This window comes from Isoptericola sp. Y541, from assembly GCF_059445465.1.
In genome coordinates this window covers 113,134-129,645 of the sequence record NZ_JCAIUJ010000006.1, presented here as the reverse complement: position 1 = coordinate 129,645, position 16,512 = coordinate 113,134, and the positions used below count along the sequence as shown (strand labels likewise).

The window sequence follows — 16,512 nt, the reverse complement described above, 5'->3', positions numbered from 1 at the left end:
GTCGTCATGATGCCGTCGTGTGCTGTCGCGGTCAGTGGGTGGTGACCAGCGTGCCAATCTTCTCGCCCAGCAGGGCGCGGGTCACGTTACCCGGCGCCTCGAGCCCGAAGACCCGCATGCGCACGTCATTGTCCCGGCAGAGGGACAGCGCCGTCGCATCCATCACGTTCAGCCCGCGCACCAGCGCGTCCGTGTACGTCAGGTGCTCGAGCCGCTGGGCGTCGGGGTCCGTGCGCGGGTCGGCCGAGTAGACGGCGTCGACACCGTTCTTGCCCATGAGGACCTCGTCGCAGTCCGTCTCCAGGGCCCGCTGTACGGAGACCGTGTCGGTGGAGAAGTACGGCATACCGGCACCCGCGCCGAAGATCACGACGCGCCCCTTCTCGAGGTGGCGGATCGCGCGCAGCGGGATGTAGGGCTCCGCGACCTGGCCCATCGTGATGGCGGTCTGCACGCGGGTCTTCACGCCGTCCTGCTCCAGGAAGTCCTGCAGCGCCAGGCAGTTCATCACCGTGCCGAGCATGCCCATGTAGTCGGCCCGCGCGCGGTCCAGGCCGGCGCGCGAGAGCTCCGCGCCGCGGAAGAAGTTGCCCCCGCCGGAGACGATCGCGACCTGCACGCCCTGGCGCACCGCGTCGCCGATCTCCTGCGCGATGCGGCGCACCACGTCGGTCGCGAGACCCACGTTGCCGCCGCCGAAGGTCTCGCCGGAGAGCTTGAGGAGCACCCGGCGCGCGGGCGCGGGCTCGCCCGTCGCGGGGGTCGGGTCGGTCTGGTTCGTCTCGGTCACGTGCGCCACCGTCGCTCTCTCGGTCTTTTTCACAAGTGTTCCGCATTGTTCCGCGTCTGCCGGCACCTGCCGGGCACTCCTCGACGTGTTTGCGCGCCCTCGCCCAGCCGTCCTATGGGGTGTCCTTGCCGAATCCTGGCACCGGACGCCCGATCCCGCTCCGTCGCGCGGGCGGGTATGCGACAGGCCCGGCCGCACCGCGGACGGTGCGGCCGGGCCTGAGCGCTGCGTGCGTCAGCTGCCGACGCGGAAGCGGACGAAGCCCAGCAGGTTGCCGCCCGTGGTGGCGACGTGCTTGGCGACGGTCGTCTTCGTGTCCTTGGCCAGCGGCTGGTCCACGAGAACGGCGTCCTTGAAGAAGCCGTTCAGGCGGCCCTCGACGATCTTCGGGAGCGCAGCCTCGGGCTTGCCCTCGGCGATCGAGACCTCGCGCGCGATCTCCCGCTCCTTGGCGACGACGTCCGCGGGGACGTCGTCACGGGAGAGGTACGTCGGCGACAGGGCCGCGATGTGCTGCGCGATGTCCTTGGCCACCGGCTCGGCTGCCTCGTCCGTGGCGACGACCACGCCGATGGACGGCGGCAGGTCCTTCGCCGTCTTGTGCAGGTAGGTCGTGACCTTCGGGGCCTCGACGCGGGCGACGCGGCGCAGGACGATCTTCTCGCCCAGCGTCGCGCCCTGCGCGGCGATGAGGTCGGCCACGGTGCCCTCGGCAGCCGGGGCTGCGAGGGCCGACTCGGCGTCGGTGGCGCCCGCCGCTGCAGCGGCGTCGAGGACGCTGTCGGCCAGCGTGATGAACTTCTCGTTCTTGACGACGAAGTCCGTCTCGGCGTCGAGCTCGATCAGCGTCGCGGCCTGGCCGGCGGCCGAGTCCTCGACCTTGACGGCCACGAGGCCCTCGGTGGTGGCGTTGCCCTCGCGCTTCGCGGCGCGGGCAAGGCCCTTCTTGCGGATGATCTCGATGGCCTGCTCGGCGTTGCCGTCGGCCTCGTCGAGCGCCTTCTTGACGTCGAGCATGCCGGCACCGGTGCGCTCGCGCAGCGCCTTGATGTCAGCGGCGGTGTAGTTCGCCATGGATGTCCTCCGTGCTGGTTCGAGTTCCGCCCGGTCCCGGTCGGGGCGACGGGCGGAAGGGGTACCGGGGAGTCCGCGGGCCGGTCGCGATCGCGACCGGCCCGCGGGGCCTCACTCGGACTTCTCGGCGGCCTGCTCGCCCTCGGCGGCCGGGGTCTCCTCGGCGACGGGGGCCTCAGCGGCCGGGGTCTCCTCAGCAGCCGGGGTCTCCTCGGCGACGGGGGCCTCAGCAGCCGGGGCCTCCTCGGCAGCCGGGGTCTCCTCGGCGACGGGGGCCTCAGCAGCCGGGGTCTCCTCAGCAGCCGGGGTCTCCTCGGCGACGGGGGCCTCAGCAGCCGGGGCCTCCTCAGCGGCGGGGGCGTCGGCCTGTGTGGCCTCCGCGCCGGCCAGGAGCTCGCGCTCCCACTCGGCCAGCGGCTCGGCCTCGGTGGTCTCCGCGGCATCGCCCTTCTTGCCCGAGTGGCGCTGCAGCAGGCCCTCGGCCGCCGCGTCCGCGATCACGCGGGTCAGCAGGGTGACGGAGCGGATCGCGTCGTCGTTGCCGGGGATGGCGTAGTCGACGACGTCCGGGTCGCAGTTGGTGTCGAGGATCGCGACGACCGGGATGCCCAGCTTGCGCGCCTCGTTGACGGCGAGGTGCTCCTTGTTGGTGTCCACGATCCAGACCGCGGACGGCGTCTTGGCCATGTCACGGATGCCGCCGAGGGTGCGCGCGAGCTTGTCCTTCTCGCGACGCAGGACGAGGAGCTCCTTCTTCGTCAGCGACGAGCCGGCGACGTCGTCGAAGTCGATCTCCTCGAGCTCCTTGAGGCGCTGGAGACGCTTGTGCACGGTGCTGAAGTTGGTGAGCATGCCACCGAGCCAGCGGTGGTTCACGTACGGCATGCCGACGCGACCGGCCTGATCGGCCACGGGCTCCTGCGCCTGCTTCTTGGTGCCGACGAACAGGACGGAACCGCCGTGGGCGACGGTCTCCTTGACGAACTCGTAGGCGCGGTCGATGTACGACAGCGACTGCTGGAGGTCGACGATGTAGATGCCGTTGCGCTCCGTGAAGATGAACCGCTTCATCTTCGGGTTCCAACGGCGGGTCTGGTGTCCGAAGTGGACACCGCTCTCGAGGAGCTGGCGCATGGTCACGACGGCCATGACACGTCCTTTCGCAGTGTGCCCCCGGATCCTCCGGGATGCACACTCATCAGGCGAGCGGTCCTGCCCTGGAGCAGGTGACCGGTCGCGGTACTCGGTTGGTCGGTGACAGGCATCTGGCCCGGCACCCCTGGCGTCACGCCGGGCCGGCACCACCCCCGGGGAACCCGGGTGCGGACCGCTGCCGACGCGGCCACGCCCCTCCCGCCGGCCGACCGGCGCTCGGGGCGCGTACGTGACGCGCGATGTCGACCTGCTCGCGGAGCCCGCCCCCGGCCGGGCGGCACCGCGGACGTCAGGGACGATCCGCGGGAGTTCCACCGGGAGTGGTCGGGAGCGAAGGCGCGAGCCGATCGCGCCGCCGAGTCTACCCGACGCCGCAGGGCCGCGGAGCGCACCCGTGGGCCTCCGGGTTCGACGGCGACGAACCCGCTCCGCGGTACGTCGCGCGCCCCGACGCGGGCCGCCACGACACTGCCCCCAAGACCTCTGCGTCCACAGCTCCGGGCGGCCCAGGCGGCGCCCCGACCCGATACTGGCACGGTCGTCCGCATGACCACCGCCCCCGCGCTCGCGGCCCTGCTCACGATAGTGCTCACCGTCGCCGCGTCGCCGCCGGCCGCGATCGCCCCGGCCGCCTCCTCCGCCCCCTCCGCCCCCACCGCCCCCACCGCCCCCACCGCCCCCACCGCCCCCACCGCACCGACCTTCGCACCCACCGCCACCGCACCCACCGAAGGCTGGGAGCGCCCGGTCCCCGGAGCGGTGGTGCATCCGTTCGACCCGCCGGCCGAGGACTGGCTGCCGGGCCACCGCGGCGTCGACCTCGCCGCGTCCGACGGGGCGGAGGTGCGCTCGCCCGCCCCGGGGGTCGTGACCTTCGCCGGGCCGGTCGCGGGGAAGCCGGTGGTCGTCGTGACACATCCCGACGGGCTGCGCTCCACCTTCGAGCCGGTGGCCGCCGCATTGGAGCGCGGTACGACGGTCGGCCGCGGCGACGTCGTGGGGCGGCTGGCCGAGGGGCCGGGGCACTGCGACCCCGCGCGCTGTCTGCACTGGGGCGTGCTGCGCGGTGAGACGTACCTCGACCCGCTCGCCCTGCTCGGCGAGGCCGCACCGATCGTGCTGCTCCCGGGCAGCCCCTGAACCGGCTCGTCGGGCGGGCCTCCGGCGCGTCAGGCGCGGGGGAACGCCTGCACGAACACCTTGCGCAGCCGCTCCCCGTCCACGTGCGTGTACCGCTGCGTGGTGCCGAGGTCAGAGTGCCCCAGCACCTCCTGGACGGAGCGCAGGTCGGATCCGCCCTGGAGCAGGTGCGTCGCGGCGGAGTGCCGCAGGGCGTGGGGTGCGACGTCCTCCACACCCGCCATCGCCGCGAGCCGGTGCACGGCCTCGCGCACCTGGCGCTGACCCCACCGGCCGCCCCGCGCGCCGAGCAGGAGGGCCGCCCCCGACGTCGGCTGCGCCAGCGCGGGCCGGCCCCGGGCGAGCCACTCCGCGACCGCACGGGCCGCGGGAACGCCGAACGGCACCACCCGTTCCTTCCCGCCCTTGCCGAGCACCCGCACGAGCCGTTCCGTGAGGTCGACGGCCGACACGTCCACCTGGACGAGCTCGCCGACGCGGATGCCGCTGCCGTAGAGCAGCTCGGCCGCCGCCCAGGCGCGCAGCGCGGCCGGCCGCTCGTCGGGTCCGGCGGTGTGTGCCTCGTCGCGCGCGGCGTCGAGCATCGCCGCCGCCGCGTCGGCGCTCAGCACCGTCGGCAGGGTGCGCGGCACCTTGGGGCTGGCGAGGCGTGCCGTGGCGTCGGTCGGGACCAGGCCGCCCCGGTAGGCCCAGCGGAGGAACGCCCGCGCAGCGGCCCCCCTGCGCGCGATGGTGGCGCGTGCCAGGCCCCGGTCCGCCTGGGCGGCGAGCCACCCGCGCAGGACCCCGACGTCCACGTCGGGCAGGCCCCCCGCGCCGTGGCGCACCGAGTACCGCAGCAGCGAGCTGATGTCCGCGCGGTAGGCGCGGCGGGTGTGCACCGAGTGCCCCCGCTGCACGGCCAGATGCTCGTCGAATCGCTCCACAGCGTCCGCGAGCGACGCCGGCAGCGGCGGGAGGTCCGGATCGGTGTCCATCCAGGTCAGTGTGCCCCCGGCCCGCCACCGCCACGGTGATCGGGCACGCGTGTCGACCGACCCCAGACCCACTCGGCCGGCAGGAGCCCGCGCGTGCGCGCCGGGCCTCAGGGCGCGCGGCGCCACCTTCCGCCCTCCTGCGCGGCGAGGCCGTGCTGCTCCAGCGTGCCCAGCCCGGAGAGCGTCTCGGCGACGGACAGGCCGGCGGTGCGGGCGAGCGCGTCCAGGGCCGCCGCCGCACGAGCCGGTAGCGCGTCCCACGCCCGCTGCGCGCGGCCACCGAGCGCCTCCACCGACTCGGGGCGGCGCCCGCCCGAGCCCCGGCGACTCCCGACGGCGGCGGCGCCCGACGCCCCACCACCACGCTCGCCGGCCGCGCCCGCCTCCCCCGCGTCCATCGGCCCGGCCAGCTCCGCGACCTCGGCGGCGTCGGTCACGCAGACAGCGACGCCGTCCCGCAGCAGCGCGTGACACCCCGTCGACGTGCCGGACGTCACCGGGCCCGGCACCGCACCCAGCGGGCGCAGCAGCTGGGCGGCGTGCCGCGCCGTCGACAGCGCGCCTGACCGCCAGGCCGCCTCCACCACGACCGTCGCGCAGGACGCCGCAGCGATGAGCCGGTTGCGCGCGAGGAACCGCTGCCTGAACGGGGCCGAGCCGGGCGGGACCTCGCTCACCACCGCGCCCGCCCCGGCGGCGATCCGGCGCAACAGCTCGTGGTTGCCCGGCGGGTAGTACCGATCAACTCCCCCGGCGAGCACGGCGACGGTGGACGCGCCGCCCGCAAGCGCCCCGCGGTGCGCGGCGGCGTCGATCCCGTACGCCCCACCGGAGATCACCGTGAACCCGCGGTCGGCCAGCCCGGCCGCGAGGTCCGCGGCGACGTGCTCGCCGTACGCGGTGGACGCGCGTGCCCCGACCACCGCGACCGACCGGTCCGCGAGGGCGGCCAGGTCCGGGTCGCCCCGCACCCAGAGGGCGAAGGGCTCCGCCGCGCCGAGCTCGCCGAGGCGGGTGGGCCATCGCGCGTCGCCCGGGATCAGCAGCGTGCCGCCGAGCCGCGCGAGCACGCGGAGCTCCCGACGCGGGTCGAGCCGATCCAGGCGTGGCACCCACCGCGCCACCGCTTCCAGCAGCCGGTCGGCGGCCACCGCGGTACCCAGCGGCTCCAGCGCCGCACCGCGCAGGGCGCGCGCAGGGTCCCCGACGGCGTCGAGGAGCCACACGAGCGCGCCCGGCGCCCCGAGATGGGTGACGAGCGCGCCGGCCACCGGGTCGCCCGGCTCCACCAGCCTGCTCCAGGCGGCGCGGGCGAGCACCGGGTCCGCGGCGTCGAACGGCACGGCCCCCGCGCCTGGCGCCAGGCGACCCGAGCGCTCTGTCCGGGGTATGTCGAAGAGCGGGTCAGCCATGGTTCCCCCTCGTGCGCATCGTCACGGCAGTGGACACGTCATCGGCGTCCGGGGCGGCCCGCCCACCCAGGTCGGCGACGGTCCACGCGATCCGGAGCACCCGGTCGGCGCCGCGCAGGCTCAGCACACCGCGGTCGATCATCTGCTCGACGGGCCGCAGCACGCGCCGGTCGCTGCCCAGCCGTTCTCGCAGCCACCCGCCCGGTACCTCGGCGTTCGTGGACCACGGAGTGCCGGCCAGCCGTTCGCGTGCCGCACCGCGCGCCCGCGCGACGCGGCACGCCACGTCGGCCGTCGACTCGCCGGTCGGCCCCGCCGTGCGCTCCGCGCGCGTCACCGGGAGCACGTCCACCTGCAGGTCCACCCGATCGAGCAGCGGTCCGGACAGACGGCCGAAGTACCGGCGCTTCGCCGCGGGCGTGCACGCGCAGTCCAGGCCCTTGTTGACCGTCGCCATCCCGCACGGGCACGGGTTCGCCGCGAGCACCAGCTGGAAACGCGCGGGGTAGCGCGCCGCACCCCCCGAGCGGTGCAGCACGAGCTCGCCCTGCTCGAGCGGCTGCCGCAGGGTCTCGAGCACGCGGGACGGGAACTCAGGCGCCTCGTCGAGCAGCAGGACGCCGCGGTGCGCTCGCGAGACCGCGCCGGGGCGCGCCATCCCGCTGCCGCCGCCGACGATCGCCGCGGGGGTCGCCGTGTGGTGCGGGTCCTCGAAGGGCGGCCGGGTCATCAGCCCGTCCCCGGGGTCGAAGGTGCCCGCGACCGAGTGCACGGCCGTGACCTCGACGGCCTCGGCCGGGGTCAGGTCGGGCAGGACGCCCGGCAGCCGGGCCGCGAGCATCGTCTTGCCGGCCCCCGGTGGTCCCACCAGCAGCAGGTGGTGCCCGCCGGCGGCCGCGATCTCCAGCGCGACCCGCGCCTGCGCCTGCCCTACGACCTCCGCCAGGTCGCCGGGTCGCCGGCGCGCCACCACCTGCCGGAACGGGCGCACGGGATCGAGCACCGGCACCTCCGCGAGCTCACCGCCGTGCAGCAGCACGACCTCGGCGAGGCTGGCCGCGGCGTGGACCCGTGCCCCGGGCACGAGCCGCGCCTCGTCCGCGTCGGCGGCCGCGACCACGACGTCGGGGCAGCCCGCCTCGACCGCGGCCGCGACCGCCGGGAGCACGCCCCGCACCGGCTGCAGGCGCCCGTCCAGCCCGAGCTCCGCCAGGTGGACCACGCGCTCCAGACCGGCGCCGGGGACGCTGCCGTCCCCGGCGAGGATCGCGACCGCTATCGCGACATCGAACGACGAGCCCGACTTGCGCAACGACGCGGGTGAGAGGTTGACGGTGATCTTGCGGTGCGGCCACCGGACACCTGTCGACAGCACCGCGGCACGGACGCGTTCGCGCGACTCGTGCAGCGCCGCGTCGGGGAGCCCCACCAGCGTGAACCCGGGGACGGAGGCCGCGAGCTGCGCCTGCACCTCCACGACGTGTCCCGAGAGGCCGGACAGCGCGACCGCCGCCGTCGTGCCGAGGCCCATCAGAGGACCCCGACCAGGTGCTCGACCTCGGCCGCGCCCGCACGCGGGAGCACCACCGCCACGACGTCCACCCGCACCTCGCGGCACCGGACGTCGGCGTGCTCGACGAGCCACTGCCCGGTGAGCCGGCGGATCCGCGCCAGCTTCGACGCCGTCACCGCCTCGGCGGGATGCCCGAACGCCGTGCCCCGGCGGGTCTTGACCTCGATCACGACCAGCACGTCACCGTCCATGGCGACGATGTCCAGCTCGCCCGCCGTGCCGCGCCAGTTCCGTTCCAACACCACGAGGCCGTTCGCCTCCACGTGGCGTGCCGCCACCCGTTCCCCGTACTGCCCGACGGCGTCCTTCGCCCGCATCGAACCACCTCCGCGGGAAGCCTGACCCGCGCCAGAGCACCGCCCGCCGCAGGAGGGGTGCCTGTGCACGACGGCCGGACCTGGGGGCAGCCTCGGTGCGGCGCGATCCCGCCGCGGCGACAGAAAGCCCTGCTACAGGGCCAGCTCGGCCTTCGCCAGCTCCTCGACGTTGACGTCCTTGAACGTCACCACGCGCACCGACTTCACGAACCGCGCGGAGCGGTAGACGTCCCACACCCACGCGTCGGCCAGCCGGAGCTCGAAGTAGACCTCCCCGGCCGCGGACCGCACCTGCAGGTCCACCTGGTTCGCCAGGTAGAACCGTCGCTCCGTCTCCACGACGTACGAGAAGAGGCCCACCACGTCTCGGTACTCGCGATAGAGCGCGAGCTCCATGTCGGTCTCGTAGTTCTCGAGGTCTTCGGCGCTCACGAGCCCATCATCCCATCGGGCAGGCCCGCGTCGAGCGTGGCCGCTGGCGCGGCGCCGGGCACGCACGCAGGTTCGTCGGCGAGCGCGCGCAGGTTCCAGGAGCGCCGGTGCTGCGGCGTCGGGCCGTGGCGGCGCAGTGCGTCCAGGTGGGCGGGCGCCGAGTACCCCTTGTTCTGGTCCCAGGCGAAGACCGGGTACTGGCGGGCGAGCCGCACCAGGAGGCCGTCGCGCTCCACCTTGGCGAGCACGCTCGCGGCCGCGACCGACGAGCACTGCAGGTCGGCCTTGACGAGCGTACGGACGGCGGGCTCGGGGACGTCCGGCCCGAGCGCGGGGTCGAGGTCGGCGGCCTCGAAGAGGTCGACGTCCGCGCGGCTCAACCAGTTGTGCGAGCCGTCGAGCAGCACCACGTCCACGTCCCCGCAGGCGCGACGCACCTGCGCCAGCGCGCGGTGCCCGGCGAGCCGCAGGGCGGCCACGATGCCGTGCGCGTCGATCTCCGCGGGCCCGGCGTGCCCGACCGCCCAGGCGACCCCCCACCGCTCCAGCTGGGGCACCATCGCGACGCGAGCCGCAGGTGTGAGCAGCTTGGAGTCGGTAAGCCCCTGGGGCGCGGTGCGGGTCGCGGCGTCCACGACGACGACGCCTACGCTCACCGGCCCGGCGAGCGCGCCGCGACCGACCTCATCCATGCCGGCGACCAGACGGGCCCCGCCCGTGAGCAGCGACCGCTCCTGGCGCAGCGTCGTGCTCCGCCGTTTCGAGGCACCGTTCGAGGCACGCCGGCGCGGCGGCGTCGGGCGCCGGACCGTGTCGGGAACCGGCGCGACGCGCAGGGGCCGCTCAGACAGCCAGGTCACGGCTCCGGGACTCCTCCGAAGACGTCGCCGGGATTGCGCAGCAGCTTGGCGTCGCCCAGCGGCCAGACGGTGGCGAAGGTGGACCCGACCACGTTGTCCATCGGCACGAACCCGCCGCCCGGCTTGCCGGTGTTGTAGCGCGAGTCCTGGGAGTTCTGCCGGTTGTCGCCCATGACAAACAGCATGCCGTCGGGCACCACGGTGTCGAACGGGTCCTGGCTCGGCACCGAGCCCGGCTTGATGTACGACTCCTCGTCGATCGGCTCGCCGTTGACGCTCACGCGCCCCTGGTCGTCGCAGCACGTGACGTGGTCACCCGGCACGCCGACCACCCGCTTGATCAGGTGGTCGCCGGTCTCCTGCGGGAGCAGCCCCACGAAGGTCAGGACGTTCGTCACGGCCTCCCCGACGGGGGTGCGCTCCGGCGGCTCGTACGGCGGCAGCCAGCCGCCCGGGTCCTTGAACACCACGATGTCGCCACGGTGGACGTCGAAGACGTCGGGCACGAGGCGCGAGACCATGACCCGGTCGCCGATCTCGAGCGTGTCCTCCATCGACCCGCTCGGGATGTAGAAGGCCTGCACGAGGAACGTCTTGATCAGCCACGACAGCACGAGCGCGCTGATCACGATGATCGCGGTCTCACGCAGCACACCGAGCCCGCGGCTCGGCGCGGGGGCGTTGTGACCGGTGCCCACCACAGCGTCGAAGCCGCCCGGCTCGTTGCCGGTGCCCACGCCGACCGGAGCGTCGGGCGAGGCGTCCCAGCCGGCATCGCCGGGGTCGTGGGGGCGGGGCTCGCGCGCGCTCGGCCGGTCGGTCACGGGATCGGAGTCTGCCACGTGCTCACTCTTTCACTCGCCACCGTCCAGGGCGAAACGCCGGCATCCCGCCGGCGGCCCGGCGTCACCCCTCGCCGGAGACGACGAACGGGCGGACCTGCGCAAGCAGGTCCGCCCGTTCGCGGAGCAGCGTGACAAGCGCCTCAGCGCTTGGTCAGTACAGCGTCACTTCGAGGACGGGGTCTCGCGCTTCTCGCGGATCTTCGCCTTCTTGCCGCGCAGGTTGCGCAGGTAGTAGAGCTTGGCGCGACGGACGAGACCACGCGACACGAGCTCGATCGAGTCGATGGTCGGCGCGTGCAGCGGGAACGTCCGCTCCACGCCGACGCCGAAGCTGATCTTGCGGACGGTGAACGTCTCGCGGACGCCGCCGCCCTGGCGGGCGATGACGACACCCTGGAAGGCCTGGACGCGCGAGCGGTTGCCCTCGACGACCTTGACGTTGACCTTCACGGTGTCGCCGGCGCGGAACTCCGGCGCGTCGGAGCGCAGCGAGGCTGCGTCGACAGAGTCGAGCGTGTGCATGGTTTCTCCCCGCCCTGCCACAGGTCAGGAACAAGATCGTGGCGCGCTCACGGCGCGCGGTGTCTGATGGTTCGGGCGGTGCGACGACTGGTCGACCGGGCGAGCTGCTGCGCAGCCCGCCGTGACCTCCCCTGTGGCAGAGGCCGGTCGGCGAGCACACCAGCGACCTATTCTGCCACAGGTTCCGGCTCGGGCTCCGCCGCCACCGAATCCGCCGCCCGTTGCAGGCGGCCGCCCTCGACGACCCAGCCGAGCTCGGCGAGCAGCGTGAGGTCGGCCCGGTCGAGCGTCGCGACGTCGAGCGCGGCGATCATGTCGGGCCGCCGGGCGACGGTCCGCTCGAGCGCGCGGTCCCGGCGCCACCGCTCGATCCGCGCGTGATGCCCCGACAGGAGCACCTCGGGCACCTCGAGGCCCTCCCACGACGGCGGCTTCGTGTACACGGGGTACTCCAGCAGGCCCGCCTCCCCGTGCGACTCCTCGACCAGGGAGTGCGGGTTGCCCACCACCCCGGGCAGCAGGCGGCCGAACGCCTCGATCATCACGAGCGCCGCGACCTCGCCGCCGTTGAGCACGTAGTCGCCGATGGAGAGCTCGCTCACCCGGTGGCCCGCGGCCCGGTGGCGCTCGACCACGCGCGCGTCGATGCCCTCGTAACGGCCGCACGCGACGACCACGTGCTCCTCGGCCGCGAGCGACTCGGCGTGCCGCTGGGTGAAGACCTCGCCCGACGGCGTCGGGACCACCAGGTGGCCGCCGCCGCCCTCGGGCAGCACGTCGTCGAGGGCCCGGCCCCAGACGTCGGGACGCATGACCATGCCCGCTCCCCCGCCGAACGGGGTGTCGTCCACCGTGCGGTGCCGGTCGACGGTCCAGTCCCGCAGGTCGTGCACGCGCAGGTCGAGGAGCCCCGCCCGGCGCGCCTTCCCGACCAGCGACAGTTCGAGCGCGGCGAGGTAGTCGGGGAAGATCGTCACGACGTCGACGCGCACGTCAGCGGTCCTCCCCCGACGGGTCGTCGACCTCGACGGCCTCGGCGTCACGGGCGAGCAGGCCGCCCGGCGGGGTGAGCACGACCCGACCGCCGGGTACGTCCACCACGGGCACGATGGCGCGCACGAACGGCACGAGCGTGCGCTCGCCGCCGGTCTCGCGCACGACGAGCGCGTCGTGCGCGGGCAGGTGCTCCAGGCCGACGACCTCGCCCACGGCCGTGCCGTCCTCGAGCTCCACGCGCAGGCCTGCCAGCTCGTGCGGGTACCAGGCGTCCTCCTCGTCGGAGTCGTCCGCGTCGACGACGATCTCGACGCCGCGCAGCGCCTCGGCCGCCGTCCGGTCGGCCACCCCCGCGAACGAGACGAGCCAACGGCCCTGGTGCTCCCGCGCCGCCGTCACGGTCAGCGGGCCGGCGGACGCCGGCTCCGTGGTCAGCACGAAGCCGACCGCCAGCCGGTCCTCGGGGTTGTCCGTGCGCAGGTCGAGCCCGACCTCGCCGCGCAGCCCGTGCGCCCGCCCGATGCGCGCCACCGTCAGCTGCATCTCGTCTCCCACCTCGTCGATTCGTGCGTCGTCTGGTCTATGGTCGGCCGGCCGCAGACGACGAGGCCCGGCCCCACGTGCTGATCAATGCTGGTCAGTGCTGATCAGTGCTGATCCGTGGGGCCGGGCCTCGTCAGAGCTGCGACAGCGGGTGCGGCGGGCGTCAGCGCCGGTCGACGTCCACGACGTCGACCCGCACGGGGCCGTCCGTCGCGAGCGCGCCGACCACGGTGCGCAGGGCCTTCGCCGTCCGTCCGCCCCGGCCGATGACTCGGCCGAGGTCCTCCGGGTGCACCCGCACCTCGAGCAGGTCTCCCCGGCGCTGCGCCCGCGCGGCCACCCGGACGTCGTCCGGGTGGTCCACGATGCCGCGCACCAGGTGCTCGAGGGCGTCGGCGAGCATCAGGCCTCGGCGGTCTCGGCCGCCGGCTCCGCGGTCTTCTTCGCGGCAGCCTTCGCCTTGGCCTTCTCGGCCTCGGCGGCGACGGCCTCGACCGCGGAGGCGCTGTCGGCCTTGGCGGTCTTGGTCCGCAGGGTGCCCTCGGCGCCCGGCAGGCCCTTGAACTTCTGCCAGTCACCGGTGATCTTCAGCAGTGCGGCGACCTGCTCGGTCGGCTGCGCGCCGACGCCGAGCCAGTACTGCGCCCGCTCGGACTTGATCTCGATGAACGACGGCTCCTCGGTCGGGTGGTACTTCCCGATCTCCTCGATGACGCGACCATCGCGCTTGGAACGCGAGTCCGCCACGACGACGCGGTAGTACGGGGCCCGGATCTTGCCGAGGCGCTTCAGACGAATCTTGACGGCCACTGTGGTGGTGTCTCCTGGTTCTGGTGGGTCGACCTGTCGCGCTGCCGGGTGGGGTCCTAGCGGCTGCTCTGGTCAGGACACGGCCTGCGCAGGAGAGAGGGGCCTGGGCACGCCGAGTACCCGGCCATTGTGCCAGACCCCACGGGTGGTCTCCAACCGCCCTCAGCCGCGCCTGTTCTCGGCCGAGTCCGCGGTTCCGCTACGGACGAGTGTCTCGTCCCTCGACCCGCGCCCTCCGCTGCACCTCCGCCTCAGCCGCGGACGACCTGGCCGCGCAGCACGACAGCGCTGGGGTGCCGCAACACCCCGATGTCCTTGCGCGGGTCCGCGGGGTACACCACCAGGTCGGCGCTGGATCCGTCGACGAGCGAGCCGAACCCGAGCAGCTCCCGCGCGCGCCAGGTCGCCATCGCCACCACGTCGGCCGGCGGGATCCCGGCCGCGACCATCTCGGCGCACTCGTCCGCGACGCGCCCGTGCCCGATGGCGCCGCCCGCGTCGGTGCCGACGAGCAGCCGGACGCCGGCCTCGTGCATGGCCCGGACGTGCTCGTACCGGCGTGCGTGCATGCCCCGCATCCGTGCCGCGTAGACCGGATACTTCGCCTCCGCCTGACGGGCGATCTCTTCGAACCGGCCCACCTGGAGCAGCGTGGGCGTGACCGGGATCCCCCGCACGGCGACCTCGTCCATGAGCTGGGCGGTGAGGCCGGTGCCGTGCTCGATGCCGTCCACGCCCGCCGCGAGCAGGTCGCCGAGGACCTCCTCGGAGAAGGCGTGCACCGTGACCCGCGCCGCCTCGGCGTGCGCCGCGGCGACGGCGTCCGTGAGCACGTCCCGCGGCCACAGGGGCCGCAGGTCCGCGTCCGCCCCCAGGCCGCGGTCGATCCAGTCGCCCACCAGCTTGACCCAGCCGTCCGAGGCCCGGGCCTGCGTCCGGACGGCCCCCGGCAGGTCGGCGACGTCGTCGAGCTCCAGGCCGAAGTTCCGCAGGTACCTCCGGGGCCGAGCCAGGTGCCGTCCCGAGCGCACCAGCCGGGGCAGGTCGGGTCGCTCGTGCACCCACGACGTGTCCAGCGGCGTGCCCGCGTCGCGGACCAGCAGGACGCCGGAGTCCCGGTCGGCGAGCGCCTGCGCGACGGCCGTCTCCGGGTCGACGGGGCCGTCCGCCCCCAGCCCCACGTGACAGTGCACGTCGACGAGGCCGGGCAGCGCCCACCCCTCGAGCTCGCGGGTGGCGCTGCCCTGGGGGGACGGCCGGGTCAGGCTGACGCGGCCGTCGCGCACCCACATCTCCCCCACGTCACGGTCGCCACCGAGGAGGACATGGCCGGTGACGTGCAGCGGGACGTGCGGTGCTGACATGGTCAGAGGCTACAGACCGAGCGGTCGCTCAGCGGCCGCCGAGCAGCTTGTCGAGGCCGTCGGGGAGCTGCAGCTTCGACGGGTCCTGCTCGGCCGGCTGGGCGCCACCGCCGATGCCGAACGCCGAGCCGGGGGCCGCCGGCTCGTCCGCGGGGCCCCCCAGGGCGCGCTGCATCGCCTCGCGCTCCTGCTGGGCACGCTTGGCGGGGTTGCCCGACTTGCCCTTCTTCTTCTGGACCGGCGCCTGCTTGCCGCGCGACTTCTTGCCGCCGCCCCCGGGCAGGCCCGGCATGCCCGGCGCGCCGCCGGGGATCCCCGGCATGCCGCCCCCCTTGCTCATCTGGCGCATCATCTTCTGCGCCTGCGCGAACCGCTCGAGGAGCTGGTTGACCGCCGTCGTCGTCTGGCCCGAGCCGCGGGCGATGCGCGCCCTGCGAGACCCGTTGATGAGCTTGGGGTTGTCGCGCTCGGCCGGCGTCATCGACTGGATGAGGGCCTGCACGCGGTCGACCTCGCGCTCGTCGAAGTTCTCGAGCTGCTCGCGCATCTGCCCCATGCCCGGCATCATCCCGAGCATCTTCTTCATCGAGCCGAGCTTCTTCATCTGCTGCATCTGCACCAGGAAGTCGGAGAGGGTGAAGTCCTCGCCCTTCTCCACCTTGGCCGCCATCTTGGCGGCCTCGTCGGCGTCGAACGCCTTCTCCGCCTGCTCGATGAGGGTGAGCACGTCACCCATGTCGAGGATGCGCGACGCCATCCGGTCGGGGTGGAAGACCTCGAAGTCGGTGAGCTTCTCGCCGGTGGAGGCGAACATGATCGGCCGGCCCGTGACCGTGGCCACCGACAGCGCGGCGCCACCGCGCGCGTCACCGTCGAGCTTGGACAGCACGACGCCCGTGAAGTCGACGCCATCGAGGAACGCCTGCGCCGTGGCGACGGCGTCCTGACCGATCATCGCGTCGATGACGAACAGGACCTCGTCCGGCTGGACGGCGTCGCGGATGTCCGCGGCCTGCTGCATGAGGAGCTGGTCGACGCCGAGGCGGCCCGCGGTGTCGACGATGACGACGTCGTGCTGCTTGGCCTTCGCCTCGGCCACGCCGTCGCGGGCCACGCCCACGGGGTCGCCGACGACGGTGTCCGTCTCGGCGCCCTGGTTGCCGGGGTGCGGCGCGAAGACGGGCACGCCCGCGCGCTCGGCCACCACGGACAGCTGGGTGACCGCGTTGGGGCGCTGCAGGTCGGCCGCGACGAGCAGCGGCGTGTGCCCCTGCTCCTTGAGGGCCAGGCCCAGCTTGCCCGCGAGCGTCGTCTTGCCGGCGCCCTGCAGGCCCGCGAGCATGATGACGGTCGGCGGGGTCTTGGCGAGCTGCATCGCGCGCGTCTGGCCGCCGAGGATCGCCACGAGCTCGTCGTTGACGATCTGGACGACCTGCTGCGCCGGGTTGAGCGCGCCGGAGACCTCGGCCGACATGGCACGCTCGCGCACCGCGGCGGTGAACTCGCGCACCACGGGCACGGCCACGTCGGCGTCGAGGAGGGCCCGGCGGATCTCGCGCACGGTCGCGTCGATGTCCGCCTCGGAGAGCCGGCCCCGGCCGCGCAGGTTCTTGAACGTCGAGGTGAGCCGGTCCGACAGGGAGTTGAACACCAGGCAGGTCCTCACAGAGTTTCTTCGATGGGTGCAGCCACCTACCTTACC

Annotated in this window: 18 protein-coding genes; 1 reads left to right on the top strand and 17 read right to left on the bottom strand. The window is 74.1% G+C overall.

Annotated elements, in window-relative coordinates:
- Positions 1-31: 31 nt before the first annotated feature.
- The 3 genes from pyrH to rpsB all read right to left on the bottom strand — a co-directional run bounded on the left by pyrH (position 32) and on the right by rpsB (position 3,013).
- Complete coding sequence (gene pyrH, locus AC1C2V_RS14230) at positions 32-790, bottom strand: UMP kinase (protein WP_495390277.1); 759 nt, start codon at positions 788-790, stop codon at positions 32-34.
- A 234-nt stretch (positions 791-1,024) separates the two neighbouring features.
- Entirely contained in the window at positions 1,025-1,864 is an 840-nt protein-coding gene (gene tsf, locus AC1C2V_RS14225) for a translation elongation factor Ts (protein WP_495390276.1), read from the bottom strand.
- Positions 1,865-1,975: 111 nt separating this feature from the next.
- Positions 1,976-3,013 (bottom strand): 30S ribosomal protein S2, encoded by a 1,038-nt coding sequence (gene rpsB, locus AC1C2V_RS14220; RefSeq protein WP_495390275.1) that lies wholly within the window; start codon positions 3,011-3,013, stop codon positions 1,976-1,978.
- Positions 3,014-3,565: 552 nt separating this feature from the next.
- Here rpsB and AC1C2V_RS14215 point away from each other — a divergent pair.
- On the top strand, positions 3,566-4,159 hold the full coding sequence (locus AC1C2V_RS14215) for a murein hydrolase activator EnvC family protein (RefSeq protein ID WP_495390274.1): 594 nt from the start codon (positions 3,566-3,568) through the stop codon (positions 4,157-4,159).
- A 29-nt stretch (positions 4,160-4,188) separates the two neighbouring features.
- On the opposite strand, the gene AC1C2V_RS14210 is transcribed toward AC1C2V_RS14215, so the two are convergent.
- From AC1C2V_RS14210 to ffh, 14 genes are all read right to left on the bottom strand, one after another.
- Positions 4,189-5,136: a tyrosine-type recombinase/integrase gene (locus AC1C2V_RS14210; RefSeq protein WP_495390273.1), complete on the bottom strand. Its 948-nt coding sequence runs from the start codon at positions 5,134-5,136 to the stop codon at positions 4,189-4,191.
- Between the two features lie 107 nt (positions 5,137-5,243).
- A complete protein-coding gene (gene dprA, locus AC1C2V_RS14205) occupies positions 5,244-6,548 on the bottom strand; it encodes a DNA-processing protein DprA (protein WP_495390272.1) in 1,305 nt (434 codons plus the stop codon).
- Positions 6,541-8,079 carry a YifB family Mg chelatase-like AAA ATPase gene (locus tag AC1C2V_RS14200; protein ID WP_495390271.1) on the bottom strand — a complete coding sequence of 513 codons (1,539 nt, stop codon included), beginning with the start codon at positions 8,077-8,079 and terminating at the stop codon, positions 6,541-6,543. The genes dprA and AC1C2V_RS14200 overlap by 8 nt, the downstream gene beginning before the upstream one ends.
- Positions 8,079-8,438, bottom strand: a complete 360-nt coding sequence (locus AC1C2V_RS14195) for a YraN family protein (RefSeq protein ID WP_495390270.1) — start codon at positions 8,436-8,438, stop codon at positions 8,079-8,081. The genes AC1C2V_RS14200 and AC1C2V_RS14195 overlap by 1 nt, the downstream gene beginning before the upstream one ends.
- Before the next feature lie 132 nt (positions 8,439-8,570).
- The gene (locus tag AC1C2V_RS14190; RefSeq protein ID WP_380324050.1) at positions 8,571-8,870 is read right to left on the bottom strand and encodes a DUF2469 domain-containing protein; all 300 of its coding nucleotides are present in this window, start codon (positions 8,868-8,870) and stop codon (positions 8,571-8,573) included.
- Positions 8,867-9,613 (bottom strand): ribonuclease HII, encoded by a 747-nt coding sequence (rnhB, locus tag AC1C2V_RS14185; protein ID WP_495390436.1) that lies wholly within the window; start codon positions 9,611-9,613, stop codon positions 8,867-8,869. Before rnhB ends, AC1C2V_RS14190 begins: the two co-directional genes overlap by 4 nt.
- Before the next feature lie 113 nt (positions 9,614-9,726).
- Entirely contained in the window at positions 9,727-10,572 is an 846-nt protein-coding gene (gene lepB, locus AC1C2V_RS14180) for a signal peptidase I (RefSeq protein ID WP_495390269.1), read from the bottom strand.
- A 165-nt stretch (positions 10,573-10,737) separates the two neighbouring features.
- The gene (rplS, locus tag AC1C2V_RS14175) at positions 10,738-11,097 is read right to left on the bottom strand and encodes a 50S ribosomal protein L19 (RefSeq protein ID WP_495390268.1); all 360 of its coding nucleotides are present in this window, start codon (positions 11,095-11,097) and stop codon (positions 10,738-10,740) included.
- Between the two features lie 167 nt (positions 11,098-11,264).
- Positions 11,265-12,089, bottom strand: coding sequence for a tRNA (guanosine(37)-N1)-methyltransferase TrmD (gene trmD / locus AC1C2V_RS14170; protein ID WP_495390267.1), 825 nt, complete (start codon positions 12,087-12,089; stop codon positions 11,265-11,267).
- Position 12,090: 1 nt separating this feature from the next.
- Positions 12,091-12,636 (bottom strand): ribosome maturation factor RimM, encoded by a 546-nt coding sequence (gene rimM, locus AC1C2V_RS14165; RefSeq protein ID WP_495390266.1) that lies wholly within the window; start codon positions 12,634-12,636, stop codon positions 12,091-12,093.
- Between the two features lie 163 nt (positions 12,637-12,799).
- Positions 12,800-13,039 (bottom strand): RNA-binding protein, encoded by a 240-nt coding sequence (locus AC1C2V_RS14160; RefSeq protein WP_495390265.1) that lies wholly within the window; start codon positions 13,037-13,039, stop codon positions 12,800-12,802.
- A complete protein-coding gene (gene rpsP, locus AC1C2V_RS14155) occupies positions 13,039-13,446 on the bottom strand; it encodes a 30S ribosomal protein S16 (protein WP_495390264.1) in 408 nt (135 codons plus the stop codon). The genes AC1C2V_RS14160 and rpsP overlap by 1 nt, the downstream gene beginning before the upstream one ends.
- Before the next feature lie 251 nt (positions 13,447-13,697).
- Positions 13,698-14,810, bottom strand: coding sequence for an amidohydrolase family protein (locus AC1C2V_RS14150; protein WP_495390263.1), 1,113 nt, complete (start codon positions 14,808-14,810; stop codon positions 13,698-13,700).
- Between the two features lie 28 nt (positions 14,811-14,838).
- Positions 14,839-16,461 carry a signal recognition particle protein gene (gene ffh, locus AC1C2V_RS14145; protein ID WP_495390262.1) on the bottom strand — a complete coding sequence of 541 codons (1,623 nt, stop codon included), beginning with the start codon at positions 16,459-16,461 and terminating at the stop codon, positions 14,839-14,841.
- Between the last annotated feature and the right edge of the window lie 51 nt (positions 16,462-16,512).